Source organism: Peribacillus loiseleuriae (assembly GCF_001183985.1).
Lineage (GTDB): Bacteria > Bacillota > Bacilli > Bacillales > DSM-1321 > Peribacillus > Peribacillus loiseleuriae.
On sequence record NZ_LFZW01000001.1, the window covers coordinates 2,977,823 to 3,004,184 of the forward strand.

The 26,362-nt window shown below is 37.3% G+C and carries 21 protein-coding genes; 5 read left to right on the forward strand and 16 right to left on the reverse strand.

From position 1 onward, the window contains the following. Nucleotides 1-152 precede the first annotated feature (152 nt). The 11 genes from AC625_RS13855 to AC625_RS13910 form a co-directional block, all read right to left on the reverse strand. The gene (locus AC625_RS13855; RefSeq protein WP_049681802.1) at nucleotides 153-2,024 is read right to left on the reverse strand and encodes a PTS fructose transporter subunit IIABC; all 1,872 of its coding nucleotides are present in this window, start codon (nucleotides 2,022-2,024) and stop codon (nucleotides 153-155) included. Continuing rightward, nucleotides 2,021-2,950, reverse strand: a complete 930-nt coding sequence (gene pfkB, locus AC625_RS13860; protein WP_049681803.1) for a 1-phosphofructokinase — start codon at nucleotides 2,948-2,950, stop codon at nucleotides 2,021-2,023. Before pfkB ends, AC625_RS13855 begins: the two co-directional genes overlap by 4 nt. After that, nucleotides 2,947-3,699 (reverse strand): DeoR/GlpR family DNA-binding transcription regulator, encoded by a 753-nt coding sequence (locus AC625_RS13865; RefSeq protein ID WP_049681804.1) that lies wholly within the window; start codon nucleotides 3,697-3,699, stop codon nucleotides 2,947-2,949. Before AC625_RS13865 ends, pfkB begins: the two co-directional genes overlap by 4 nt. Nucleotides 3,700-4,003: 304 nt before the next feature. After that, nucleotides 4,004-5,233, reverse strand: coding sequence for a 2-oxoglutarate dehydrogenase complex dihydrolipoyllysine-residue succinyltransferase (odhB, locus tag AC625_RS13870; RefSeq protein WP_049681805.1), 1,230 nt, complete (start codon nucleotides 5,231-5,233; stop codon nucleotides 4,004-4,006). 1 nt (nucleotide 5,234) lies between these two features. Further along, entirely contained in the window at nucleotides 5,235-8,096 is a 2,862-nt protein-coding gene (gene sucA, locus AC625_RS13875; protein WP_049681806.1) for a 2-oxoglutarate dehydrogenase E1 component, read from the reverse strand. 731 nt (nucleotides 8,097-8,827) lie between these two features. After that, a complete protein-coding gene (locus AC625_RS13880) occupies nucleotides 8,828-9,580 on the reverse strand; it encodes a polysaccharide deacetylase family protein (protein WP_049681807.1) in 753 nt (250 codons plus the stop codon). A 372-nt stretch (nucleotides 9,581-9,952) separates the two neighbouring features. Further along, a complete protein-coding gene (locus AC625_RS13885; protein WP_049681808.1) occupies nucleotides 9,953-11,605 on the reverse strand; it encodes a glycerol-3-phosphate dehydrogenase/oxidase in 1,653 nt (550 codons plus the stop codon). A 799-nt stretch (nucleotides 11,606-12,404) separates the two neighbouring features. Continuing rightward, entirely contained in the window at nucleotides 12,405-13,706 is a 1,302-nt protein-coding gene (locus AC625_RS13895) for an NCS2 family permease (RefSeq protein WP_049681810.1), read from the reverse strand. A gap of 199 nt (nucleotides 13,707-13,905) precedes the next feature. Further along, the gene (locus AC625_RS13900; protein ID WP_049683742.1) at nucleotides 13,906-14,478 is read right to left on the reverse strand and encodes a beta-class carbonic anhydrase; all 573 of its coding nucleotides are present in this window, start codon (nucleotides 14,476-14,478) and stop codon (nucleotides 13,906-13,908) included. A gap of 100 nt (nucleotides 14,479-14,578) precedes the next feature. Next, nucleotides 14,579-15,379 (reverse strand): hypothetical protein, encoded by an 801-nt coding sequence (locus tag AC625_RS13905; protein WP_049681811.1) that lies wholly within the window; start codon nucleotides 15,377-15,379, stop codon nucleotides 14,579-14,581. Between the two features lie 605 nt (nucleotides 15,380-15,984). Next, entirely contained in the window at nucleotides 15,985-16,305 is a 321-nt protein-coding gene (locus AC625_RS13910) for a DUF4870 domain-containing protein (RefSeq protein WP_049681812.1), read from the reverse strand. 322 nt (nucleotides 16,306-16,627) lie between these two features. On the opposite strand from AC625_RS13910, the gene AC625_RS13915 reads away from it, so the two are divergent. Then, nucleotides 16,628-17,410: an undecaprenyl-diphosphate phosphatase gene (locus AC625_RS13915; RefSeq protein ID WP_049681813.1), complete on the forward strand. Its 783-nt coding sequence runs from the start codon at nucleotides 16,628-16,630 to the stop codon at nucleotides 17,408-17,410. Nucleotides 17,411-17,763: 353 nt separating this feature from the next. Further along, the gene (locus AC625_RS13920; RefSeq protein ID WP_049681814.1) at nucleotides 17,764-18,318 is read left to right on the forward strand and encodes a GNAT family N-acetyltransferase; all 555 of its coding nucleotides are present in this window, start codon (nucleotides 17,764-17,766) and stop codon (nucleotides 18,316-18,318) included. Nucleotides 18,319-18,874: 556 nt separating this feature from the next. Here AC625_RS13920 and AC625_RS13925 read toward each other — a convergent pair. Further along, nucleotides 18,875-19,945, reverse strand: coding sequence for an undecaprenyldiphospho-muramoylpentapeptide beta-N-acetylglucosaminyltransferase (locus tag AC625_RS13925; protein ID WP_049681815.1), 1,071 nt, complete (start codon nucleotides 19,943-19,945; stop codon nucleotides 18,875-18,877). 215 nt (nucleotides 19,946-20,160) lie between these two features. Between AC625_RS13925 and AC625_RS13930 the strand changes: the two genes are divergently transcribed. Both AC625_RS13930 and AC625_RS13935 read left to right on the forward strand, forming a co-directional pair. Further along, nucleotides 20,161-21,522 carry an MATE family efflux transporter gene (locus AC625_RS13930; protein ID WP_049681816.1) on the forward strand — a complete coding sequence of 454 codons (1,362 nt, stop codon included), beginning with the start codon at nucleotides 20,161-20,163 and terminating at the stop codon, nucleotides 21,520-21,522. A gap of 427 nt (nucleotides 21,523-21,949) precedes the next feature. After that, nucleotides 21,950-22,420 (forward strand): hypothetical protein, encoded by a 471-nt coding sequence (locus tag AC625_RS13935; protein WP_049681817.1) that lies wholly within the window; start codon nucleotides 21,950-21,952, stop codon nucleotides 22,418-22,420. A gap of 242 nt (nucleotides 22,421-22,662) precedes the next feature. On the opposite strand, the gene AC625_RS13940 is transcribed toward AC625_RS13935, so the two are convergent. The 3 genes from AC625_RS13940 to AC625_RS13950 form a co-directional block, all read right to left on the reverse strand. Beyond that, the gene (locus AC625_RS13940) at nucleotides 22,663-23,454 is read right to left on the reverse strand and encodes a CAP domain-containing protein (protein ID WP_049681818.1); all 792 of its coding nucleotides are present in this window, start codon (nucleotides 23,452-23,454) and stop codon (nucleotides 22,663-22,665) included. 493 nt (nucleotides 23,455-23,947) lie between these two features. Further along, nucleotides 23,948-24,403: a FixH family protein gene (locus AC625_RS13945; protein ID WP_342670993.1), complete on the reverse strand. Its 456-nt coding sequence runs from the start codon at nucleotides 24,401-24,403 to the stop codon at nucleotides 23,948-23,950. A gap of 86 nt (nucleotides 24,404-24,489) precedes the next feature. After that, nucleotides 24,490-24,774 (reverse strand): hypothetical protein, encoded by a 285-nt coding sequence (locus tag AC625_RS13950; protein ID WP_049681820.1) that lies wholly within the window; start codon nucleotides 24,772-24,774, stop codon nucleotides 24,490-24,492. A gap of 142 nt (nucleotides 24,775-24,916) precedes the next feature. On the opposite strand from AC625_RS13950, the gene AC625_RS13955 reads away from it, so the two are divergent. Further along, a complete protein-coding gene (locus AC625_RS13955) occupies nucleotides 24,917-25,162 on the forward strand; it encodes a hypothetical protein (protein WP_049681821.1) in 246 nt (81 codons plus the stop codon). 154 nt (nucleotides 25,163-25,316) lie between these two features. Here the strand turns inward: AC625_RS13955 and AC625_RS13960 are convergent, their stop codons facing one another. Then, nucleotides 25,317-26,246 carry a CobW family GTP-binding protein gene (locus tag AC625_RS13960; protein ID WP_049681822.1) on the reverse strand — a complete coding sequence of 310 codons (930 nt, stop codon included), beginning with the start codon at nucleotides 26,244-26,246 and terminating at the stop codon, nucleotides 25,317-25,319. Between the last annotated feature and the right edge of the window lie 116 nt (nucleotides 26,247-26,362).

Genomic DNA, 26,362 nt, shown 5'->3' on the forward strand with positions numbered 1-26,362 from the left:
CAAGGACCAGAGAGACAGAGCTTTGATGCAATTCGCAAGCTTTTTTTCCAGACTTTTTGAACATCCTCTTTAAGTAAATTTCTGATTTCCATATAAAAAAGATGACCAATGAAGGGCGTAATGAGCTCCATTAGTCATCTTCTTAAAATTTGTTATACCGTTTTCTTTTTCCAGAGCCCAAGAATAATCCCAGTGATTAATGAGCCGATTAAAATCGCTAAAATATAGAGGAATGGGTGATTGACAAGAGGAATAACAAAAATTCCACCATGTGGAGCAGGCAAAGTTACTTGAAATAACATAGATAGCCCACCAGCTGTAGCTGCACCAATCACACTACTTACAATCACCCGTAATGGATCAGCTGCTGCAAAAGGAATCGCTCCTTCTGTTATGAAGGATGCTCCCATGAAAATATTCGTAAATCCTGATTTTTTTTCTGTATCAGAGAATTTATGCTTAAAGATGATTGTTGCTAGTGCAATTCCGAGTGGCGGAACCATACCTCCTGCCATAACTGCTGCATGTGGTCCAAAGCTTTGCGCTTCGATTGCTGCGATACCAAATGTAAAGGCTGCTTTATTAATAGGGCCGCCCATATCAACAGCCATCATCCCGCCTAGCAAAATACCAAGTAAAACTGCATTCGTACCTGACAAGCTTTGTAGCCAATTCGTAAGGCCACTGTTAATCGCTGAGACCGGTCCGTTTATTACAAACATCATAATGAGTCCGGTAATTAAAATACCAAATACAGGATAAAGTAAAACGGGTTTAATTCCTTCCAATGTTGCTGGGAGAGTATTAAATAGTTTTTTTAGACCTACAACTACATAACCAGCAAGGAAGCCGGCAATCAAACCGCCGAGGAATCCAGCGCCAGCTTCTGCTGCTAAGTATCCACCGACAATACCAGGTGCAAATCCAGGTCGATCAGCGATACTGCTCGCGATGAAACCTGCAAGGATTGGTACTAGGAAGAAGAAGGCTCCGCCTCCACCAATATCATTTAAAGCCTTTGCAATCGGATTATAGGTTGGATCAGCAGGGTCATTTGCATGAATGCCAAACATAAAGGACAGGGCAATTAGAATACCTCCACCAACGACGAACGGAAGCATATTACTGACACCACTCATTAAATGCTTATAAATACCATTTCCTACTTTTTCTTTGCTTTCTGTTTTACTGTTATCACCTTGATAAACAGGTGCATCGCCTTTTATTGCTCGCGTAATCAATTCTTCCGGTTTACGTACACCTTGTGCAACAGGGACAATCACCACTTTTTTACCAGCGAATCGATTCATTTCAACTTGTTTATCCGCAGCAACAATAATCCCATCCGCTTTTTCAATTTCTGAAGCTGTTAAGCCATTTTTAATCCCCGTTGAACCATTCGTTTCAACTTTGATATCAACGCCCATTTCCTTCGCTTTTGCTTTAAGTGCATCAGCAGCCATATAGGTGTGTGCGATACCTGTTGGACAAGCGGTAACAGCCAAGATTTTTTTATTTCCTGAAGGAGAAGTCGGTTCATTTTTTTCTGCTTCTTCTTCCTCTGCGTTTTCTCGTTCTTTTTTGTCGATTAATGAAATAACTTCTGATTCTGATTGTGCAGCTAACAATTGATCACGGAAGCTAGCATCCATCAATAAGGAAGATAATCTTGATAAAGTTTCTAAATGAGCATTGTTCGCCCCTTCACTTGCAGCTATCATAAAGAGCAAATGTGCTGGCTGACCATCAAGAGATTCATAATCAACACCTTGCGTGGATCGTGCAAACGCAATGCTGGGCGTTTTTACTGCAGCTGTTTTTGCATGCGGGATAGCGATTCCTTCTCCTATCCCTGTCGTGCTTTGTGCTTCACGAGCTAAAATCGCTTTTTTATATTCTTCTTTATCATTCAATCGATCAGCACCTGATAATTTCTCAACTAATTCATCAATGGCAGCTTGCTTATTCGTTGCTTTAAAATCTATGATCACTGTTTCTCTCTTTAATAAATCGGTGATTTTCATCCTTTTACCCCCCCCGTAATCTCACTAACTTCAATCTGCGATACTAAACGTTCGATATCGGCTTTTTGACAAAGGTCTGCTGAAAATGCAGTCGCACTTCCCGATGCAATACTAAATTTAAACGACTCAAGAAGATTACCCGTTTTTTTATACGTCCCTACAAAGCCGGCTACTAATGAATCACCTGCTCCAACTGAATTCACGACGTTTCCTTTAGGTACGTTCGCTGTATATATTTTGTCAGATGTACATAAGACTGCGCCATCACCTGCCATGGAAACGATGACATGTTTCGCACCTAAAGCAACAAGTTTCTTACCGTATAAGGCAGCTTCCTCAATTGTATGGACCTCCGTTTCAAAGATCTCTCCGAGTTCATGATGATTCGGCTTAATTAAAAACGGTTTATGTTTCAGCACATTCAACAGAGAAGGACCACTTGTATCAACGATCACATCAATCCCCTTATTTCCACATTCTTTTGAAACCGTTTCATAAAAGTCGGAGGGCATATTTGGAGCTACATTACCAGCCAATATGATGGTATCTCCACTTTTTAGTTGTTTAATTTTTTCGAGAATTTGTTCATATTGAAGACTAGAAATACTTGGTCCTAAGCCATTGATTTCCGTCTCACTATCACTTTTCAATTTAACATTGATCCTCGTATCCTCCGATACTTCAATAAAGTCCGTTTGGATTTGTTCACCCTTTAAAAAGTCTTGAATGAATGAACCGGTAAACCCTCCTAAAAACCCAAGAGCAATAGAATCCACATTGATTCTATTTAGAACACGTGACACGTTTATTCCTTTGCCTCCAGGAAATTTCGTATCCCGCTTCGTTCGATTTAATTGATTCACTTTGAACTGATCAACTTCCACTATGTAATCGATGGAAGGATTAAGTGTTACCGTATATATCATGGTGTCACAACCTTTACATTTGAATGATTTCGTAATGATAGTACCGCTTCTTCATCATTTGCATCTGTTATTATCGTAGCCTCTTCAATAGTTCCAACTCTGGCAAATGTGGTTTCAAATAGTTTAGAACTATCTGCAAGAACATAAGATTTATTCGATAATTGAATCGCTCTCATTTTTAACAGAGCTTCATCAGGATCTGGTGTTGTCAGCCCATAATCTGGATGGATTCCATTCATCCCTAAAAAGCATTTATCAAAACGATAATCGGAAAGGAACTGAACGGCTTGGGTACCTACAATCGCGTTCGTTGCAATTTTCAATTTTCCTCCAACAAGAAATGTTTTTACGTCGGCCTCCATAAGTAATGGAAGATGCATAAGTCCATTTGTGAGAACCGTAACATTCTTTTCCTTAATAAAAGGAATCATTTCAAGTATTGTCGTTCCTGCATCAAGATAAACACAATCCCCATTATCGATGTAGGAAGCAGCTAGTTTGCCAATTTGTTGTTTTTCTAAATGATGCACATGCCTTTTTTCATTTATTGAAGGTTCAAGTCCTTTTTGCTTTAATAATGCAGCACCACCGTGCACCCTTTTTAACGCTTTCATTTCTTCTAATTGAACTAAATCGCGTCTAATGGTTGACTCAGAAGCATTCATCTGCTCAACGAGGTCCTGAAGCTTGATTGTTCCTTGCTCTTTCAGCAAAGCTAAAATCAATTGATGCCTCTCAGTTGTTAACAAAATAATTACCTCCCTTGCTATATTTGTATAATAAATGATTAGTCGAAAAATTTCAATCAAAATCATTCAAAATCATTCATTTTCTAATATTTTTATTCAAAATCATTCATCCTAATAGAATGATATCATTCATTTCTAATCCTTGAACGTCTACTCCTAGTCCTATGATGAAAAAGGTTCAGGTTCTCAATTTGTATAACTTTATGAAGGTGACGGTGCGAAGCTGATTTTGCGAAACCCCGCCCCTTATCCACTGAAAAGAAAAAAATCCCCAATCAGATTCAATCTGATTGGGGATTTTTTCTCAACCTTGTAGTAATAGTTGTTCTGGATCTTCTAACAATTCCTTTACAGTTACAAGAAAACCAACAGCTTCTTTCCCATCGACGATACGGTGATCATAAGAAAGTGCTAAATACATCATTGGTCTATTTTCAAAATTATCATTATCAATGGCTACAGGTCTTACTTGGATTTTGTGCATTCCAAGAATACCGACTTGTGGTGCATTAAGTATTGGCGTAGATAATAATGATCCAAATGTTCCGCCGTTTGTAATCGTGAACGTTCCACCTGAAAGATCAGAAAGAGCTAATTTATTGTTTCTTGCTTTAATAGCAAGATCACTAATCGATTGTTCAATTTCAGCAAAACTTTTACGGTCTGCATCACGAACGACTGGTACTACTAAGCCTTCATCTGTCGATACAGCAACACCAATGTCATAGAATTTTTTCTTAAGTATTTCGTTCCCGTTAATTTCTGCATTAAGTAATGGATATTTCTTAAGTGCCCCAATTACAGCTTTTGTGAAGAATGACATGAAACCAAGCTTCACATCGTTTTGTTTAACAAATGCATCTTTATGACGTTTCCGTAAATCCATAACAGCCGTCATGTCTACTTCGTTAAAAGTTGTCAACATCGCTGCTTCTTGTTGAACTTCTACTAACCGTTTCGCTATTGTTTGACGACGACGAGACATTTTCACAACTTCTACACGATCATCGTTTTGTATTGGCGCTTGAGGCGCTGGTTTGGCTGGTGCCGGCTCTTGGGCACTTGTTTGTACCGGTGCATGTGCTGCTGCTATTACATCTTGGATTCTTACTCGGCCAAGTGGATCTACAGCAGGCACTTGGGATAAATCAATTCCTTTTTCACGTGCAAGTTTACGAGCTGCAGGTGAAGCGATTGTTCTTTGGCCACCATTTTCTACCTGAACAGTTGGTGCTGGATTAACTTCTTCAGCTTTTACTTGCTCAGCTACTGTTTTAGGTGAAGCCGTGTCTCCTGTTTTGCCTTCATTAACTACAGCTATAGCTTGCCCAACTTGAACAGTATCCCCTTCAGCTGCTAGTAATTCAGATAATGTACCACCATAATCAGAGATGATTTCAACATTTACTTTATCTGTTTCAAGTTCTAAAAGATATTCTCCCTTTTCCACTGTTTCCCCAGGTTGTTTTAACCATTGTGCAATCGTTCCTTCTGAGATTGATTCTGCTAATTCAGGCACTTTTACTTCAGCCATTTTAATTCTCCCCCTCATTAGTACGCGTAATTGATTCAGTCATAATACGGTTCTGTTCTTGCTTGTGAACAAGTGGGTCCCCTTCTGATGGACTCGATCTCCGCTTTCTGCCAATGTAAGAGACAGAAACCCCCTCTGGAGCTACTTCATATAGACGTGGCTCAACAAATGTCCATGCACCCATGTTCTTCGGTTCTTCTTGGAGCCATACTATTTCTTTTAAATTTGGATATTTAGCGAAAGCTTCCTTAATTCCCTTTAATGGGAATGGATAAATTTGTTCAAGGCTGATGACTTGGAGCCAGTCAATATTTGATTCATTGACAAGCTTTTCACGTATCTCTACTGCTATCTTACCTGTACAAAGAACAACCCTTTCAACCAATTGAGAATTTTGTCCTAAAGCTTGCGTTTCAATAAACGACTGGAATTCACCTTCCGTGAATTCAGCTACAGTAGAAGCCATTACTTGATTACGTAGCATACTCTTTGGTGCCATAATTACTAACGGACGAACTTGTTCCATTTCAAGAATTTTCGCTTGTCTTCTCAACACATGGAAATATTGGGCTGCAGAGCTTAAGTTCGCAACTGTCCAGTTGTTTTCAGCAGCAAGGGAGAGGAAACGTTCCAAACGTGCACTAGAATGTTCTGGTCCTTGCCCTTCATATCCATGTGGTAAAAGCATGACGAGCCCAGATTTCTGCCCCCATTTAGCGCGACCCGCAGCAATAAACTGGTCGAAGATTACTTGAGCCGTATTTGCAAAGTCACCAAATTGTGCTTCCCAAAGCACTAGTGTTTCAGGTGCAAAAACATTATATCCGTATTCAAATGCAAGAACTGCAGTTTCCGTTAACGGACTATTGTGAACAGCAAAAGATGCTTTAGCAGTCTTTAATGTATGTAGCGGCGAGTATGTTTTACCATTTTCACTATCATGTAAGACGATATTTCTTTGTGCAAACGTTCCACGTTCAGAGTCCTGCCCAGTTAACCGAATCGGCGTACCATCTGAAAGTATCGAAGCAAATGCTAATGTTTCAGCATGAGCCCAATCAATTTTTCCTTCTTCTCCGAATGAATCGAGACGACGGGAAAGAATACGACCTAATTTCTTATTAACCTGGAATCCTTCTGGCCATTTCACAAGATCCTCATTCATACGAATTAAATCTTCTGCAGCTATAGTAGTATCAAGTTTTGGAAATCCTTTTTCAACAGTCTGAGGTGGATCTAGTTCACATACAGCTTCTGGTTTGTTGCCAGAAATTCTGTCATAAGCCTTTTTCAATTTCTCCTCAACTTGTTCTGACAGTGCCTCGAGTTTTTTATTACTAATTGAACTCGCTTCAAGCAATTTCTTCCCATATAAATCTTTAACGGTTAGATGTTTTTGAATTAAACCATACATTCCTGGTTGGGTAACTAGTGGCTCATCCATCTCGTTATGTCCAAATCTTCTATATCCGATTAAATCTATCAAGAAATCTTTCTTGTACTTTTCACGATATTGAATAGCAAGTGTAACAGCAGAAAGGCATGCTTCTGGATCGTCTGCATTCACATGAACAATCGGTACCTCAAAGCCTTTTGCAGGATCGCTTGCATATTTAGTAGAACGAGAGTCTTCACTTTCAGTCGTAAATCCAATCATATTGTTCGCGATAATATGAATCGTTCCACCCGTTTGGTACCCTTTTAAACGGCTTAAATTAAGCGTTTCAGGGACAATGCCTTCTCCTGGAAATGCTGCATCACCATGTATAAGAATCGCCATTGAACGAGAGATATCTTGTTTTGGGAAGCCCGCTTCTGTCCGATTTTCTTGTGCGGCACGAGAATATCCTTCAACAATTGGGCCAACTACCTCTAAGTGGGACGGATTATTAGCTAGTGTAATTCTTGCTTTTTGTGTTTTTCCATTTGTGATAAGTGTATCCAATCCTAAATGATACTTAACGTCACCTGTCCAGCCATAATTTATACCTATCGACCCTTCAGATGGGACTAAATCCTTATTAGGGCTATGCTGGAATTCAGAGAAAATGATTTCATACGGTTTACCAAGTACGTGCGCTAATACATTCAAACGTCCACGGTGCGCCATTGCAATATTTACGTTAGTTGTGCCATTTTGAACAGTTTGAGAAATTAAATGATCAAGAACAGGGACCAGCATATCAAGCCCTTCAATTGAAAAGCGCTTTTGTCCAACATACGTACGGTGAAGGAATTTCTCAAATCCTTCAACTTCCGCTAATCGTTTATATAAAATGGCTTTTTGCTCATTTGTAACCTCTGGAAAAATACTTCCTGATTCAACTGCATCGATAAGCCATTGTCTTTCATTCAAGTCATTCACTTGGGAAAATTCAAAAGCAATCGTTTTTGTATAAAGCTCCTTTAAATAACGAAATGCTTCATAACCATCTTTTACGGATTCAGGTGATTCAGGGCAAATAAAGTCAGCCGGAATTTTACGCAAATCGTCAGCTGTTAACCCGTATTTCTCCAAATGGAGAAGTTCATTATCCAACGCCACTTCGTTCAACGGATTAATATTCGCTGCTAAATGACCATATGAACGAATATTTTCTGTAAGTTTAACAGCAGATGTGATTTTCTTCATTGAAAGTACATCTCCTGCCGAAACTACAGTCGTTTGATGTTCTACGACTGTTTTTTGACCTGCTACAGTGTTTACTATAGGTGGTCCGGAATTTTCAAAAAAGTTTTGTAGCTCTGGATTGACTGAATCCGGATTTTGTTGAAATAGGTCGTATTGCTCCAAGACGTACCCAAGGTTTGGACCAGAAAAAGCTTTCCATGGGTCATATGCCTTAGCTTCCTTGATGGTCATTTTTTTAAACCCCCAAATTTAACTAATAATTTTTATTTCGTTTTACCCATCCCCGATGATATTAGCTAACTTTTTTATTAAAGAACTTCTAAAAAAGTTATATTTTTATACTATTATCAATATTTAAATGATAAAACGTTTTCAATAATTATACTACCATGTTTTTAACAAATATCCAAAGGTTAAACCTAGAAAAATCGAGGAAAAAACATAATTATGCTGACTCATTGCAATAATTCATGTCTAACGTCTTAAATTTTCTATATTATTCAGCTTTCTTCTTACTTTTCTTTTCTAAAACTCTAGGATTTTATTAAATAGAGTTGAATTTTATAAGTTTGAATGAACATAGTATTTTGGTATATTGTTGAATCTTTTTGCACACTTTCAACATATTCTGATTTGAATTTTCGACTGTTCTTTTAAACCTCAAGATCATTATACATAATAACCTTGTTACTTTCATAAAAATTAAAACTTTACAACAATAATTTTCTCCAAACGAAATACGAAATTAAGTAATGGCGTCTTGAAAGGGTTAAATCTCCTTTATACACAGTTTATAGTAGTTCATATTCGTAAAATATACTGTATATATTTGTAAATTTTAACCCTTTCGTTTTAGGAAACACTCTCGTTTTTTAATACTTTCAAAAAAACATTTATTTACTCCTTTTGTTTAAATAATTCAAATTTTCTTTCAGGAGACCCGACTGTTGCAAGTTCATTTTTCATGGAAATTGTACTTTTCCATTGTCTTTCGTTATCATTTCAAATTCGAAGCCTTGCTTTTTAAGCCCGATAATGATATCAGGTAATGCTCTAACTGTGTTTTTCATATCATCGATGTCATGTAGTAAAATTACTGCTTGCTTATGCTTCTTCGCTTCAGTTAATACAGATTGCGTAATGGTTTGTTGACTAATCATCGGACTAATGCCGTCCTTTGAGTCTACATTCCAGTCGAAATACGTATAGCCCCTTTGTTCAAGTTCTGAAATAATATCTGTACGAATCGATTTCTTTTCATTCCTTTGAATAAGCATATTATTGGAACCACCTGGGAAGCGAATTAACTTTGTATTTATAGCATATTTATTATCCAGCAACGACTCTAATTTCCCCATATCTTTAAAAAAAGCCTCTTTCGATCTGTAAATGACTCGATAATCATGGGTATTCGAATGTAGGGCAATTGTATGGCCGCGTCTCACCATTTCTACATAAGCCTGTTCTGCATAGCTTTGTCGATTTGCCATAACAAAAAAGGTTGCCTTAATGTCGTACTTGTCTAATATATCGAGAATTGGAATTGTATTGTGAGACGGACCATCGTCAAAGGTTAAATAAGCAACCTTACGTTCTGCAAATTCTGATGTGTTTGTTAGTGGCGCTAATTCTGCAGGAATAGGTATTGCAAAAATAGGTAGTCCAATTGTAAATGAATATATTGTGACGATTAGAAAGCTAAGGAGTATTCTCATCGTATGTCCAACCTTTCCTTTTTATCCCGGTTTAACAGGCTGTAATTTCCCTCACTTCAATTTTTGTGGGAGAATCAAGAAATAATAGGCGGGGGAAAAACAGCCTGTAAATCCACGATTTGTGAAATAAGATTTTTCTTTGGGCTTCAGCCTATAAAAAAGCAATCATGCTCTGCGTGACTAACCATCAGTGCAGGTTGAAGAAGCCCCCGCTAGTTTCACTTTATTATTAAGTTGCTCGTCCTAGGTTTTTTTATGTCTTTAATCACCTAAAGTTGTAAACCTTTTTATAAAAAAGATGGGTTTTTGCTACATAAAAAAAATGACAAGCAGGAAATGTTCATCCTGGTTGTCATCTTTGGTTTTCCATTATTACCTGGGATGCTGTGCTGCATATAATTGCTCTTCTAAAGCAATTGTATACTGCTGTTTTTCCGTTTCTGTCCATTGGAAGATATCGCTCATAAAGTCAATAACTCCATCTTTCCAAGCTTTTGCTCCTTGAATATTAAACAGGATTGCTCCTGTCCGTCTCATAAGGAAATCAACAGGCGTTAGAGCGCTTTCTGCTTGAATCGCATATACCAGCATGCCGTAAACATCTAAAGGCAGATTATATTGCTTGGCATCACTACATTTACCTTTAATAAGATCAAAAACATCAGTTGCATTGGAACCATACATTTGCGCAATTGCCAGAGCCTGATTAGAGTCAAGTCCAACTGCTTCTCCCTTTTCTTTTTGAGATTCTATATATGTATGAAAGTTTTTCGATCCACCTACTTCACCGCCAGAGATGCGAACATCCTTAGTTTGGCATCTGTCATATTTAATTCTATATTCTGTTTCGAAGCTTTTCACCACCTTATCAAGCACTTGTTGGGACATTTTACGATAACCAGTTAATTTACCACCTGCGATTGTAACCAATCCAGAATCAGACACCCAAATTTCATCTTTCCTAGAAATTTCTGATGGGTCTTTTCCTTCTTGGTGAATAAGTGGGCGAACACCAGCCCAGCTAGATTCAACGTCATCGCTAGTAATATTCACTTCTGGAAACATGAATTTAATCGCATTGAGAATATAGTCACGGTCTGCTAAAGTCATTTTAGGATTCAGTGGATCGTTTTCATAAAATGTATCAGTTGTTCCTACATATGTTTTACCTGCACGAGGAATCGCGAAAATCATACGGCCGTCTGGTGTATCGAAATAAACCGCCTGTTTCAGAGGAAAACTGGATTGGTCTATTACAATATGTACGCCCTTTGTTAAATGCAATGTTTTCCCTTTTTTTGATTCATCTTTTTGTAAAAGGGTTTCCACCCACGGACCTGAAGCATTGATGACTTTCTTCGCTTTAATGATAAATCTCTGCTTTGTCAACACATTTTCTACGATCGCTCCTGTCACTTTTCCATTTTCATAAGTAAAGTCAACTACTTTTGCATAATTTAATAACTCAGCACCTAGTTCTGATGCCCTCTTCGCCACTTCAATCGTTAATCGGGCATCATCTGTACGGTATTCTACATAATAGCCACTGCCCATTAAGTTTTTTCGTTTTACAAGAGGTTCTTTCTTTATCGTTTCCTCTACTGTTAGCATGGATCTTCGTTCATTTCTTTTTACCCCAGCTAAAAAATCATAAATTCGTAAACCGATCGAAGTCATAAATTTACCATATGTTCCTCCAGAGTAAAATGGCAAAATCATCCATTCCGGTGTTGTTACGTGAGGACCATTTTCATAAACAATCGCGCGTTCTTTACCAACTTCAGCAACCATCCCAACTTCAAACTGTTTTAAATAACGAAGTCCACCGTGAACGAGTTTTGTTGAGCGGCTCGAAGTACCTGCTGCGAAATCTTGCATTTCCACTAATACTGTTTCCATACCACGGGTTGTCGCATCAAGGGCGATACCTGAACCTGTGATTCCACCCCCGATCACTAATAAATCAAATTCTTGTTCTTGGACTTTATGTATCCTCTCATTTCTATCTAAGCTTGAAAAACTCATCGCTTTTCCTCCTTGATGATGCTCTTTTTAATGAAATACCCAATTTTTTATCATTTTAGGCGAGAAAACTCCCACTTCAATTTTCTGCATAGAGAAACATTCGTTCGCACGGTACAATGTTCCTGTAAGTTGTTCTTTGAAAACTGAAGATATAAGGTTGTGACAGGAAAAAACGTCTGTCATATAAAATTTTCAACGTTCTAAGCGTCCCATGGCGTTCGAAGTAGCGATAACCAAGCAAAGGAGAATGTCTGTGGTGAATCCAACGTACAAGATACTTTGTGCTTTCACCGTAGGGACTACGGGTAGAGCCTACTCAATAACCGGTGGATACACGGGTGTTCGTAGGACTCCCACACTTCAAGCGATAGCTAAGTGGTGGGTAGTTCAAGGAAATATGCTTGAAACAAAAAAGAGGCCACAACGCACACAGCCATTGCTACGTATTTTGTGGTCTCTCGTATTCAGAATATTAACTTGATTTAAGTATACATTATCTTATTCTTTAGGGAAAGGAAAATACATGAACAGTATAATCATGTTTGCATCCATACAACCCATGTAAAATCAGCAAGACCAAAGAAAGAAACTTGATTTAAGACTTTTTTTAGGCTTCTTTCTTTATCTGATGTAAAAATATTCTGCTAGGTTCATACATGGAATCATTAATGGATTCATTACAGGAGCTTCCATCAATAAGCGTCAAAAAAATGAAGGCGACTAGACTAAAAACTATACAATATCAAGATGATTGTTAAATGATCAACAGATATTTAGGTGGCAGTCAGTCGCCTACTTTTTAACTGATTACCCCAATAACAAAGTAAGCAAGAAATAACAACGCAATGAAATACATCGGTTTTGATACTTGATTAGCTTTGCCAGCAGCAATTTTCAGTATCGGATATAAGATAAATCCAGCAGCCATGCCATCAGGAATACTAAGTGTGTATGGGATCATGACTATAATCATAATGGCTGGGATACTTTCTGAGAAATCACCAAAATCAAGATGTTTAATATTCGAAAGCATTAAAATACCGATGATGATAAGTATCGGAGCGATTGAGCTGTTCGGAATCACTTTAATGACAGGAACAAACAAAAACGAGAAAAGGAATAGAATTCCTGTTACGACCGATGTAAATCCAGTACGTCCTCCTGATGCTATGCCCGCAGCGCTTTCTACTGTCGCAACTGGTGGACTTGACCCAAATATTCCAGAAAGGAGTATAGATACCCCGGTTGCTTGAAACGCTTTTTTGTAACGCTCAGGCTTGCCAACACTATTCACATACCCATGAACGAGCCCGATATTTTCGAATACAAGCACCATGGTCATCGAGAAGACAGCAATCCAAAATTCGAGACGATTGATTTCTACAAAAGTAAGGGCAAAAAACACTTCTTTGTACTCACTAACCTCTGGAACTGAAAATGCAATATCCGCAAGCTTGATTGTCCCACAAAACCATGCAATTGCAGTTCCGGCGATAATTGTAAGAAGAAAATTGCCCGGTACATTGCGAATAAAAAGTACAAAAGCAAGAATCATTGTCAAAATTGTTGCAATGACTTCCATACTGCCAAAGTCGCCCACTTGAAGAAGTGTAGAGGATCCGGCTGTAATCAGCCCTCCTTTTTCCAAACCGAGAAAAAGAAGGAATAGCCCAAGACCAATTGAAATTGCTTCTTTCAAAGAATGTGGGATACTTGTATTGATGACATTTAAAAAGCGTGAAAAGGCAATAGCAACAAAAATGAGCCCTGATACAAACACAGCTGCAAGAGCTGATTGCCAAGATAAGCCCATTCCTTGCACCATCGTGTATGCGAACATTGCATTAATTCCCATACCAGGCACAAGGATAATTGGCACATTTGCATACAGGCCTATGAAAATACAACCTACTGCAGAAATCAAGATGGTTGCGAAAATTGCTCCATTGAGAGGAATTCCGGCTTCTGAAAGAATCATCGAATTGACAACGATGATATATACAATGGTGAAATAGCTAACAAATCCTGCTAGTACTTCTCGTTTCCCTGTTGTGTTGCTCTCTGCAAACTTATAGTAAGATTCTAAGATCGTCTTTTTCATTTTAACTTCCCTATAGTTTTATCCCTCTCCCACCCGTTTGTAGATGTGACAAACCACACTGCGTGAGTTTATCACACATTCACTAAGATGCAAGTCTTCTAATTTAGATTCTAATAATCAGAATCCTTTTCACAATGATACATGCACTCCCTGTAAGAGGTTGTTCAAAAAGTCCTGTAAAAACAACTGTCAAATTTATTCATTTATGTAAATCTATGTAACCATCGACAATTACATCCAATTTTCCCGTATCAGGGGCGATTACAAGACCATGTACGGCAATACCTGTTGGCATTAACGGATGGTTTTTAATAATGTTGACGCTGTTTTTTACACTTTCACTTACATCTTCAAATCCGCGTAACCACTTCTTAACATCAATTCCCGAGTTTTCGATTGTACTTAGTGTTTCAGATGTAATGTCGCGTTCCTTCATTTCTTCAATCATGACATCTGCATTTATCGCAGCCATGCCGCAATCATGATGTCCAACAACAAAGATTTCATCTGTTTTCAGTTCATAAACAGCAACAAGCATACTCCGCATCACACTTCCGAATGGATGAGAAACAGTTGCACCTGCTGTTTTAACGAATTTCACATCGCCATTTTTTAAATTCATAGATTTTGGCAATAACTCGACAAGTCGAGTGTCCATACAGCTAAGTATTAGCAGTTTTTTGTCAGGAAATTTGTCTGTTGCATATCTTACATATTCTTCTTCTTCGACAAATTTTTCATTAAAGGTAATTATTTCTTCTAATAAATTCATCATTTGCACCGCTTTTCCTTTAGAATTCTTAAATTATAACAAAACATTTGATAATTCGCTTAAATAAACGTCTCGTTTTTACATTTTTTTAGTTTTCTCTTCAATTAGAGACATGATGGAAGATTGCGGATAAGAAACCGAACGTCACGAGTTTTACTTCTAAATCTGTTTTTTCATGAAATGTTAGGATAGGCATATTAGGGTTTTTAAACAGTTTTCCCCATTCCCGCGGCATCCATCCTGTTTGAAACGAAGCAAGTTTTTTTCCATTCATCTCATCCAATTGAAATGAGCTTAATCCTCCAATTTTGATAGGGATCCAATCTGTTCCATCCGGTTTTGAAATCATCCCAGTTGTTTTGACAAAAGCCCTTTTTCCATTTTCTTTATATCGTCCAATTTTATTTCCCTCATGATCCCTCACAATCATATTACTCCACAGCCCTGCCCCAGTCTGAAATTCCGCAAGCTGATTTCCAAAACAATCATATAATCCGTAGCGTTTTGGCATAAACATAGATACAGCATTTGGCAGCAGCCACTTGTACCAAGACATGTCTTGATCTCTAATTTCCCCTACGACAGCCCCATCTTTGTTAAAAAATTGCATTCTTAAGGTCGGGGCTGGCAAAAAGGTTATCAACAAATGCTCTGAATCAAGAAGCTGCGTTCTTTGTGACTGGACATTTACTGGTGTATCTTTCATATGTTTTTCATACAAACGAAAACGTATATAATAGTTCAGACTAAGAATTATAAAAGGAAGAGTTAACCAAATAATATTTCCAGCCATTCCCCCTACAAAATGAAACACCAAAAAGAGAATCGCGATGAGTAGTGAAATCATGGCTGCATAATAGGAAATTTTCGCTGATTTTTCATAATACCTCTGAATATCCATCTTCTCTCCTCCATAGGCCATGTTCATAATTGGAAAACGGCAACTTTTTTAAATCTCCCTACTTGCTTGTCCAATTAGTTTATTCAAAAAAACGACCTGATAGAATGAGAATTTTGACTGAAAAAGAGGTAAAAATAAAAAAGGCTGCCTTATAAACAAAAGAGCAAAGGCCTTGACCAACCTGAGGGCAAATAGTAGACGAGCAATACGTATGGAGAGTGGTATTCTCTTCATATATTTTGCTCGTCTGAAACGTACGCCTTGGACAACCTACGAAAAAAATTGGGATTGAACCCTGAAGGTAGTTTTCTCCTTTGGCTGTTTTCACATAATTTGTTGCTTTTAAATGATATTTCCATCAATATCCTGGGTTGATTCCCGTTGCAGGTACTCGCTTTCCGCGGGTGGTCTCAGGAGTCCCGTACCTTCCACTACAATCAACATCTGTTCGAATTTGTTTTGCTAATAATAACAATCTTTACGAAAAGAGCCTTTCCTTAGTAGAACAAAAGGTCAGACCTCATAGCTACTATTACAGCAATGATAAATATAATTAACACTATATGCTGTAATAGAATAAGAGGACTGACTTTTATCGAGGTGGCTTATAACATTCGAAAAATAAATGGAATCTTATACTCGGTTCCTTCATACGCCTTCACAGCGCCGATAATTGTAAAGATAAATGCCGCAATTGCAACAACCGGAACCAAAACAAAGCCGATTAATATAAGAAATGTGAGCGATGCAACAAATGTATAGATTGTGTAAGAAATAAGAAAATTCAAATATTCCCTTCCATGGTAATCTATAAATTTGGAAGAATCCTTTTTTATTAACCATATGATTAAAGGACCTATAAAAACTGTAAAAAAGCTAATTAAATAAATTAACATTGCCAAAAATTTTTCATCTTGATTCGGCATCAAAATCCCCTCCTCTTTTACTCCTACCCTATTCTATACGAATTTTTCAGAAAAAGTTTCACTTTGAATAAAAAATATTATGAACATGTTCAATTTAGACAGGCATACATATGAAAGTGATGATTGCCTTAAATGAACAAAACGAATATGGCGTTAAACGCCACCATTTACCATGAAGGATAAATCCTGTAGCATGTGCGGAACCGGAATGTTGGATGCTTTTTCGGTAAAATCAGTATACCTGCTAAGTAGATTGTCTAATTTAGTAAGTCGCGAAGCCCCGTCCCCATGTCCTTCATACAAAAAAGAGAGGTGAAGTTCCTTGTTAAACGAAGTTCAAGCCATTATTCTCGGACTTATACAAGGTCTAACAGAGTTTCTTCCTATATCAAGTACAGGTCATTTATATTTAGGTAGGCATTTATTCAATCTAGACGAAGCGGGCATCTACCTTGATACGATGCTGCATATCGGCACACTTCTCGCTCTCCTCGTTGTCTATAAAAACGAACTTGGTCACTTAATAAAAAAGCCCTTTTCAAAATTAACTGCATTGCTGATCGTCGGTACGATTCCAGCGGTAGTTGCGGGATTACTTCTTAATGACTGGTTTGATGAATTGTCCAAGACGGGTGTGACGATTGGGTGGGAATTTCTTGCTACAGGATTCATTTTATGGATGGCTGACAATTCTCGACGGGGTACGAAAACCCTTGACGGAATCACTATCCAAGATGCCTTTATAATTGGAAGCTTCCAAGCTTTTTCCATCATGCCAGCCCTCTCACGTTCCGGGTTAACGATAGCAGCAGGTCTATTATGCAAGCTTGATCGTGCAACAGCAGCTTATTTTTCTTTTTTATTATCAATTCCAGCGATTAGCGGCGGAATCGTTTTTCAATTAAAACCGGTCATTACAGGAGCTATTGAACCTTTACCGTTTTCAACACTGTTTCTCGGCACTCTCTCTTCCGCATTTTTCGGCTATTTAGCCGTGATGTGGATGATAAATTTTTTAAAGAAAAGATCACTGAAAATTTTCTCCATTTATGTTTGGACATTAGGAGGGCTGATTTTAATACTTCAATATACCGGAAAATTTTAGCCATACCTTCAACCTCTAAACAGACTTATTTCCGATAATTTACATCCATTTGTTTATAGAAAATGCATTCTGGAATCAACAAGTTAATATGTCCATAAAATTGTTGAAATTTGTTGAAAAAAAAACCGCAAATACCTATTTTCTTTTTAAACTTTTTTTAGTATTATCTTTTTAGGATCTTTTGTTTTAATGATATTGCTGAAAAATAAAAATAGGGAAGGCAAATGGTGCGCCACCGGTTTCCGGTTCTAGTGGGTTCGATTCCCACCCCGAAATTTTTTGATGAATGACTAAAAAATTTCGAGGGTGAGAGCAGGTATACACTAGGACTGCCCTCAAACGGAGGGACGGAAATGTTAAAAAAGAGAGACTTTGCTGATTGTTATCCTCTTTATGAAATTATGACGCATCCAGATGTCTTCCCTTTCGTGCGCCATAAAGTAGACTCCTATGAAGAGTATCTATTCGTCACGAAACAAACGGTGGAAGCAGAAGAAAAAGGCGAATTGATTTCCAGAACAATTACCGATGAATGGGGTACACCGATTGGTACTATTTCATTATTCGATATTGAAAATCATGCAGGGTTTCTAGGAACATGGTTGGGGAAGCCTTACCATGGAAAAGGCTATAATTCCATGGCAAAAGAAGCATTCTTTAATGAGGTTTTTTTCGAGCTAGGTATCGAAACGGTATTCATGAGAATAAGAAAGCAAAATATCCGTTCCATTAAAGCTGCAGAAAAACTACCTTATGCATTATTAGCTAATGAATCTCGCAACTATTTATATGAGCAATTAAATAAGCATGATAATCTTTATGATCTTTATGAAATCCCAAAAGATCTGTATAATCTTCATGTTCTCCGTCAAGACGATGATGAAACCCAACAATTATTAGAAGCTTAATTGAAATAAAAAACAGGCAGTGAGATGGCATTCCTCTGTCTGTTTTATCAATGTTGTTATCCTTTTCTAAATGAATGATAAGTTTAGTGGACAGGAAATCAATTATGAACTGGTTATTTTTATTGCCTTAAATGGCTCATTCTTCTTTATTTGCTATTTATCCTTGTCATCTTCGCAATTTTTTAAAAAAATTTTAGCTTAGCCCTCTAATAAGTAATCACGAAAAAAAATCCATTTTTTCAGACAATGAACAACAGTGTAAGTGCCTTGATCAACGTCATACCTTAAGGAAAGCAAATTTGTTGGGGCGTTTGGCAACTGCGCTGAATATGGACAGACAAATTAGGTGATCCACTTATATAATTTTGTATAGATCGCTAAGTAATAAAAAAACAAGCATAGAATCAATTCCATGCTTGTTTTTTCTTATTTTCCCACTTTTATTACTTCTTGATAGAGATTTCGAATAATATACGTTTTATACGCACATAGCCACTCTCCCCATTTGCTGATTGTTCAACTTAGGAGTGGATTGTGACATAACTTATCCAAAGAATTATTTTTGAAGCTGTATGAGCAACTCATACATCTCTGTACCGGTTTTAAACGGTCGTTTTTGATGCATTTTCGCTTTATATTGTGGTGATTCATCCACCAAATGATCAAGCGTATCCGAAAAAGCCTGATACGTTAGATTTTCCTCTTGAATCACCTTACTAAAACCTTGATTTTCAAAGCTCGCCGCATTTAAGATTTGATCTCCTCTTGAAGCGTTGGCGCTTAGTGGAATGAGTAGCATTGGTATTTCAAGACCAAGAAATTCATAAATAGAATTTGATCCTGCACGAGATACAACTACATCGGCACAAGCCAGCATATCGAATAATTCCTCATGAACATATTCAAATGGCTGATACCCTTTCTTCCGTAAATTTTCTTGAACATTTCCTTTACCGCATATGTGAATAATCTGGTAGAAACCTAATAGGTCATCAAGATTTTCCGTTATTAGGTTATTAATTCTGACAGCCCCCAGGCTTCCCCCCATTACAAGCAAAACAGGTTTACTTTTATCAAAACCTGATCTCTCTCTACCTTTGTCAGCATTCCCCTTAAATATTCCGTCGCGAAGGACTGCACCAATATAGATGGATTTTGATTTCGCGACATGTTTTTCCGTTTCTTCAAATGTCGTAAATATTTTTGAAGCAAATGGCATCGCTAGTTTATTCGCAAGACCAGGGGTATAATCGGATTCATGGATAAACACTGGAATTCGTAACATTTTTGCTGCCAATACAACAGGTACTGAAACGAAACCGCCTTTTGAGAAAACAAATTCAGGCCGGATTTGTTTAAGAATTTTCCTTGCATCGAATATTCCTTTTATAACACGAAATGGATCCTTCAAATTCTCCAATGACATATATCTTCTCAATTTCCCAACAGAAACCGTTTGATAGTTGACGGTTGGAAATTCTTTTTCAATGATTTCTCTTTCGATTCCTTTTTCAGAGCCTATATATGTAACTTCCCAATTATTTTTCAAAAATTCAGGGATGATTGCTGTATTGACTGAAACATGACCAGCAGAACCCCCACCTGTAAACACAATCTTCTTTTTCATTTGATTCACCTTCCAAAGCCAAAAATTTCTACCCCTCATCTTACCACATCTTCAGCTTATACACAGCGTAAATCTTATCGATTTGAATAAAAACAGGTCAACAGCCCCAAGCTGTAGTATGTAATATCGACATTTTTCGCTAATTAACTGGCAGGCACTGCAACTTATGATATAATTCTATCATTGTGCAAAAATTAATAAATCGAGGTAATATTATGCAAAAGACCTTTACAAATAGCGAAAAAATCCGTCAATTATTCGTCATTTTATTCCCATTACTCATCACGCAACTCAGTTTATTCGCAATGACCTTCTTTGATATTATGATGTCCGGAAGATACAGCACTGCTGATGTTGCAGGGGTTTCTATCGGCAGCTCATTGTGGATGCCTATTTATTCAGGACTAGGCGGTATACTACTTGCTATCCCCCCTATTATTTCTCAATTAATCGGAGCGAAAGATACAAAAAAAGTACCTTTTAATATCATTCAAGCGATATATTTGGCTCTCGCTATTGGAGTTGGTATTACAATAATCGGATTCATCTTTCTTAACCCTATTTTAACGAAGATGAATCTAGAACCTGCTGTGGAACAAATTGCTCATTCCTTTTTAGTAGGACTTGGTTTCGGAATTCTACCGCTTTTTGTATTTAATGTTCTCCGTTCGTTCATGGATGGTCTTGGCCAAACGAAAATTTCAATGCTCATCACACTATCCGCATTACCTATCAATATCATTTTTAATTATTTATTAATTTATGGTAAATTAGGTTTCCCTGAACTAGGAGGAGTTGGTTCTGGTTATGCTACAGCCATCACTTATTGGTTGATTTTTATCATCGCCATATTAGTTGTGATGAAGGTAGAACCTTTTGCCTCCTATCGAATTTTTGAAAGGTTTTATCGAGTATCATTAAAAAATTGGAAAACCCTCCTTGTCATCGGGCTACCAATTGGTTTTTCAATCTTTTTTGAAACGAGTATTTTTGCAGCTGTCACTTTGTTAATGAGTAATTATGATACGATCACAATTGCTTCTCACCAAATTGCGATGAACTTTGCTTCATTTCTATATATGGCACCATTGAGTATCTCGATGGGATTAACCATTGTTATTGCTTTTGAAGTTGGCGCAAAACGGTACAGTGACGCACTTGAATACAGCAAAATCGGAATATCCATTGCAGTCTTGATGTCCTTAGTTTTCTCTCTTGTTATCTTTTTTTTACGAGAGCAAGTTGCTTCAATTTACACAGATGATCAGCTTGTCCTAAAATTGACAACACACTTTCTAATCTATGCGATCTTTTTTCAAATTTCAGATGCCATCCAAGCCCCCATCCAAGGAATTCTTCGCGGGTATAAAGATGTGAATTTTACATTCTTCATGTCATTAGTCTCTTACTGGGTTATCGGGCTTCCCTTTGGGTTTATCCTTGCACACTTTACGGATTTAGGTCCATTCGGATATTGGATTGGTCTGATCTCGGGCCTTGCATTAGGAGCTATTGGATTATTAGCTCGACTTCTATTCTTGCAGCGAGTGAAATTTTCACCGATGAAAGAAAATTAAAAAAGAAAATGATCTAAAAAGGTTTGTCTTAACACTCTAAATGCAGTTTATTGTTATATATGCATTTAATTTGAACTGTATCAGCAGTTATACGAGGGCGCACTATTTCGTTGTACATCCCCAAACTTAAGATTTAGTAGCGAATTTAGAGTATTCATCACCATTCCTGGCATATTAACAGGAATGGTTTTTTTCTAAACTTGGGTAGCGCATTACCGATTTATTTCATATTCCTTACGCTTACCCACAATCCCCCTTACATACCACATTGCCTGTATTCCCACATAATAAAAGTTGATTCACTATTTTGAATCCCCCATGATCAATCCTATTCGTTACCCTATAGAGCACTTTTGCATATTATAACGTAACTAATTGGTTTAAATCCTTGTACGGCCCTTACCGAAGAAGAAATGAGGTGTACAGAATGTTTCCGTGGAGTTCTCTTTTCTCTTTTCAGAAAAATAGTTCTGATAAAATCAAGCATATGAACCCAAATGATATCCAATCGTTCATGAATCAAATTTTTTCACAAGCGATGCCTGATCAGATGCAACAGTTCATGAATCAACAAAACCCAAACTCTAATTCACACACACAACAAAACACCTCATCAGACGAAAAACTACAAACTGCTGTATTTGAAACGCATTCAGATGTTTACGTTCGCATCCTAATTAAAGATTCGACATGTATTAGGAATTTAAAAATCTATCATACTTCAAATCAGCTTTTGATAGATGGCATTCCTGGATGTGAAGAAAAACTCGTTACTACCCTACCATGCATCGTGAAGAAAAAAGGAACGTCGGCGCAATACAAAAATGAAACACTGGAAATTCGGCTTGCTAAGCAGCAGGATATTCAGTTTTCTGAAATTGACGTCTCGGAAATTTAATGAGACGTCCATTTCTGTTTCGAGGAAAGAGCGGTATCAAATTGCTTTTTTAATCATAAAATAAAAACGGACAAGCTCCTTTATCAACCTCAGCGTAACCTCGAGGGGTTGGCCTTTCAGTGGAAGCGGACATTCAAATTAATTGTTCCACATAAATAATTCCGTATAGTTACGCCAGACAACAAAAAGGCCTCCACCCCGTTATATGTTGGGTGGAAGCCTATTCTTAGCAATTTGCTAAATTATTTACCGATGAACATTTGTGTCCAATAGTTGCCTGCTTGTACATAGCCGACGCCAATATGTGTGTAGCTTGCATTTAAGATGTTAGCACGGTGACCTTCACTGTTCATCCATGCTTGTACTACTTGTTGAGGAGTTGTCTGACCTTTTGCAATATTTTCACCAGCAGAAGAATAGCTGATGCCAAATTGTTTCATCATATCAAATGGTGAACCATATGTTGGACTAGTGTGATCAAAGTAGTTACGGTCTTTCATATCTTGAGATTTTGCACGTGCAACTTTGCTTAACTCTGTATCAATTGTAAGAGCTTTTAAACCAGATTTTGCACGCTCGGCATTTGTCAGCTCAACCACTTCTTTTTCAAATTGGCTAATTGAAGAACTTGTTGGAGTTCCAGAATTAGTCGGCGTTGAAGCAGGTGGTGGCGTTTGAGTTTGTGTAGGAACAGTCGGTGTTTTTATTGGTTTTTCAGCTGGCTGTGCAACTGGCGTTTTAACAGGCTGTTTTGCAGGTGCTTTTGTCGGTTGCATATCTGGAGCTGTTGGTGTTGTCGTATATTGTTTAGTTGTTGTACCATACTGTTTTTGAATGTTAAAGTGTACCGGAATATTATAGTTTGCAAGATATTGTTCTAATGTTTTTTGCAAATCTTCTTGGCTATTAACCTTAAATGCTACTGTTTGAATGTTTACATTTTTTATTGTAGAAGCATCAGCCTCTTTCGCTCCAACTCCTGTGAATATTAGGGCCGCTGCAGCCGCTGCTGTAAATAGTGATTTCTTGTTCATTATTAATTCCTCCCTGAAATTCAATGGTGTTTTCTTTCTACCGAAATCATAACACGGCTTTTTTTGTAACATTCTTACCATGAATTACCTTGAGGGAAAATTAAGTAATGAACAGCTAGTCATAGTAGTAAAATTCGATAATTTTTTCAGGAAAACCTATAGATTAATAGTTTTCTAACATATTTCTTACTAGATTCATTCTCTTTCTTTTTGTCTCTGTCAATGGTAGGTACACACTTCACTACCAAATAAAACTAGTAATTTAGGATTGACAACTTTTTTCATGGTCTTTTCATGTAACATTCTTTACTTTTATGTTACAAATATAACTATTTGATTCATATATAAATCTGAATATTTAAAAAACGATTATAATGAAAGGGCCAGATCCTCTTCTACTATATATCGTTTACATGACGCATATTTGACACATTAAACGGTATATAGAGTGTGAGGTCTGACCCTTCCTGAGACAACATCTCTTTGCTATTATTTATTGATGGTTATGTTGACTTTCATCATTCATCGATTTACTTGTACTCTTTTCTTCCGGTTCACTAGCAGCCCCAATCACAAATTCCTTTTTGGGCATATTGTGCAAATCTCTTGCTTGCACATGAGCATAAACATAATAGGTACCCTCTTCAGAGAAAGATTGCTCAAGTTGATATACTCCATCTTTGGAATGTTTTACTTCAATCGTTTCATGGTTCTCGCTTTGTGAACGCCATATTTCGAATTTCACTTCATCAGCATCTTCTACTGCTTCATCACCATATGTAACTTTTGCTTTAAAAGTAACGACATCATTCACTTGGGCATGCTCAGGATTAATCGTCAGCTCTACGTTTAGCATTTTTGGTTCAGTACCTTTCCCCTGATTGTTAGAACATGCAGCAAGAACCATCATTGAAATAATTAATAATATGCTTCCTACTTTTTTTCTCATCATTCTTCCCCTTTTATTAATATATATTACAAGATATCATGAATTAGGGCGTTAAATCAGTAATCAACGTGGTAAATTCCTGATAATCACAACGGTGTCTGTAACTTCTCCATTTCTTCAATATAAACCGAAAGCATTATACTCTTCTCTTCATCGTTTAATTTGGAATATTGAACTCTTTGAAGGCATAAATAAAATTTCTCATACCTATTTTTCCTTGCTCTTGGATGACTGTTTTCATCAAGCAGTTCTGCTTTTATTTTTTCACGAAGCAAAAAATCATCGTCTTTGTCGCCACGCTCCTCTACTACTCGATTCTTCCATAATTTCGAATAGATGCGCAATAGATTTTTCGCGTTTTCTTCATTCATTCTACTCCCCCCTTTGATTTACATAATTACCGTTATAAAGGTAATCCTAATAATAGATCAATCTACGCCTATACGAGAAGTTTTTGTCAACTCAAGGCTAAGCCAAAATCAATTTAGAGAACTGTATAAAGGAGTGATTCTATTGGCACAAGTATACCGCTGCCCAAATTGCCGAACAAATAAATCAAGATTTAATCTTATTCAACAAGTCGCAACTTCTGTAAAAAAAGATCCTCAATCTGGTGATGTTGTTCAGGAATACTCAAGTGATAATTTAGAACCATTTCATCTTCCCTACCGTGGACCAGAAGTAAGAGTCCAATGTGCAGCATGCGGTTTAATAGAAGACGAAAAAACCTTTGCTGCATTTGGAGATCGAAGCATGTAGTTTTTATACGAATCGTACTAATTCAAAACTGATTACATACAAAGAAGCTGACTTATTGCTCATCATAGCCAGCTTCTTGCTATGTTTACTCTTTTTTATCCCAAGTGAAAGTGTCCCATACTTCTACTTTCCCCCAATAGATTTCAACAAAAACTTAAAGAACGCTATTTTCTTCCAATTCTGCTAGTTGACACAGAATTTCTTCTTCATTAAGGTCTTCACCAATAATAACAAGATTAAGCGGCATTTTAATAAATTCATTCATATAGATTGGCATACCATAAGAATACTGAAATAAGTATGGCTGCTCAGAGTTTGTAAAGGACAAATAGCCCTTCATTCGATAAACCGTATCCGGGAGACCGCGAAGCCACTCTTCGAAGGAGGTTTGATCTATAGACTTTTTGAAGGAATGGACGATAGCCTGCAAATGTAAATGACTATGGACATCCAATTGACTATGGACATTTTTTTTCTTCATTTTCATTTTTTGTAAAGAAGAAAGGGAGACTTTAGCTTGTGTAGTAAGTAAACTTATTGCCTCAGGATTTATTGCCTGAATCGAGTATACAAGCTGTCCAGCCTCTAACTCACTCACCAAATCCTGTTTGTTTAAGAGGATAAAGTCTGCATGCTGCACCTGTTCAATTAAAAGCTGACGAAGCTGAGGTGACAGCTCGTTCCGATCTCTGTAACGAAGTAAATCCACTACTGTAATAATCCCGCGATATTTTAGCTTTTTAGCAAATAATGGACTCATGATGCTATCCAATACCTCAACCGGATGAGCAGCTCCAGTTGTTTCTATATAAATCGCATCAAGTTCATGCTCAGATAGCAAACTATGTAGCTGCACTTCCACCTTATCTTGAATGGTACAGCAAATACAGCCACCAAGTAGCTCTTTAAACGGAACATCTTGCCCTAGCCTTTCCGTATCAACTGAAACACTGCCAAGTTCATTCAATAAAATGGCAGCTTTACGCCCTGCTTCATTTTCCTGTCGAATAATTTCCTTCAATAATGTCGTTTTCCCACTGCCTAGAAAACCACCTAATATGTATACCTCTGTCATTTTTTCCATTCTAAATAAACTCCTGTTTCAAATAATTTACTTTCACTACCAGTGTACCATAAATTAACGTGTCTTAACATGTAGCTTGCTGCGTTACAATCGCTATACGCGCATGAAAATACAGC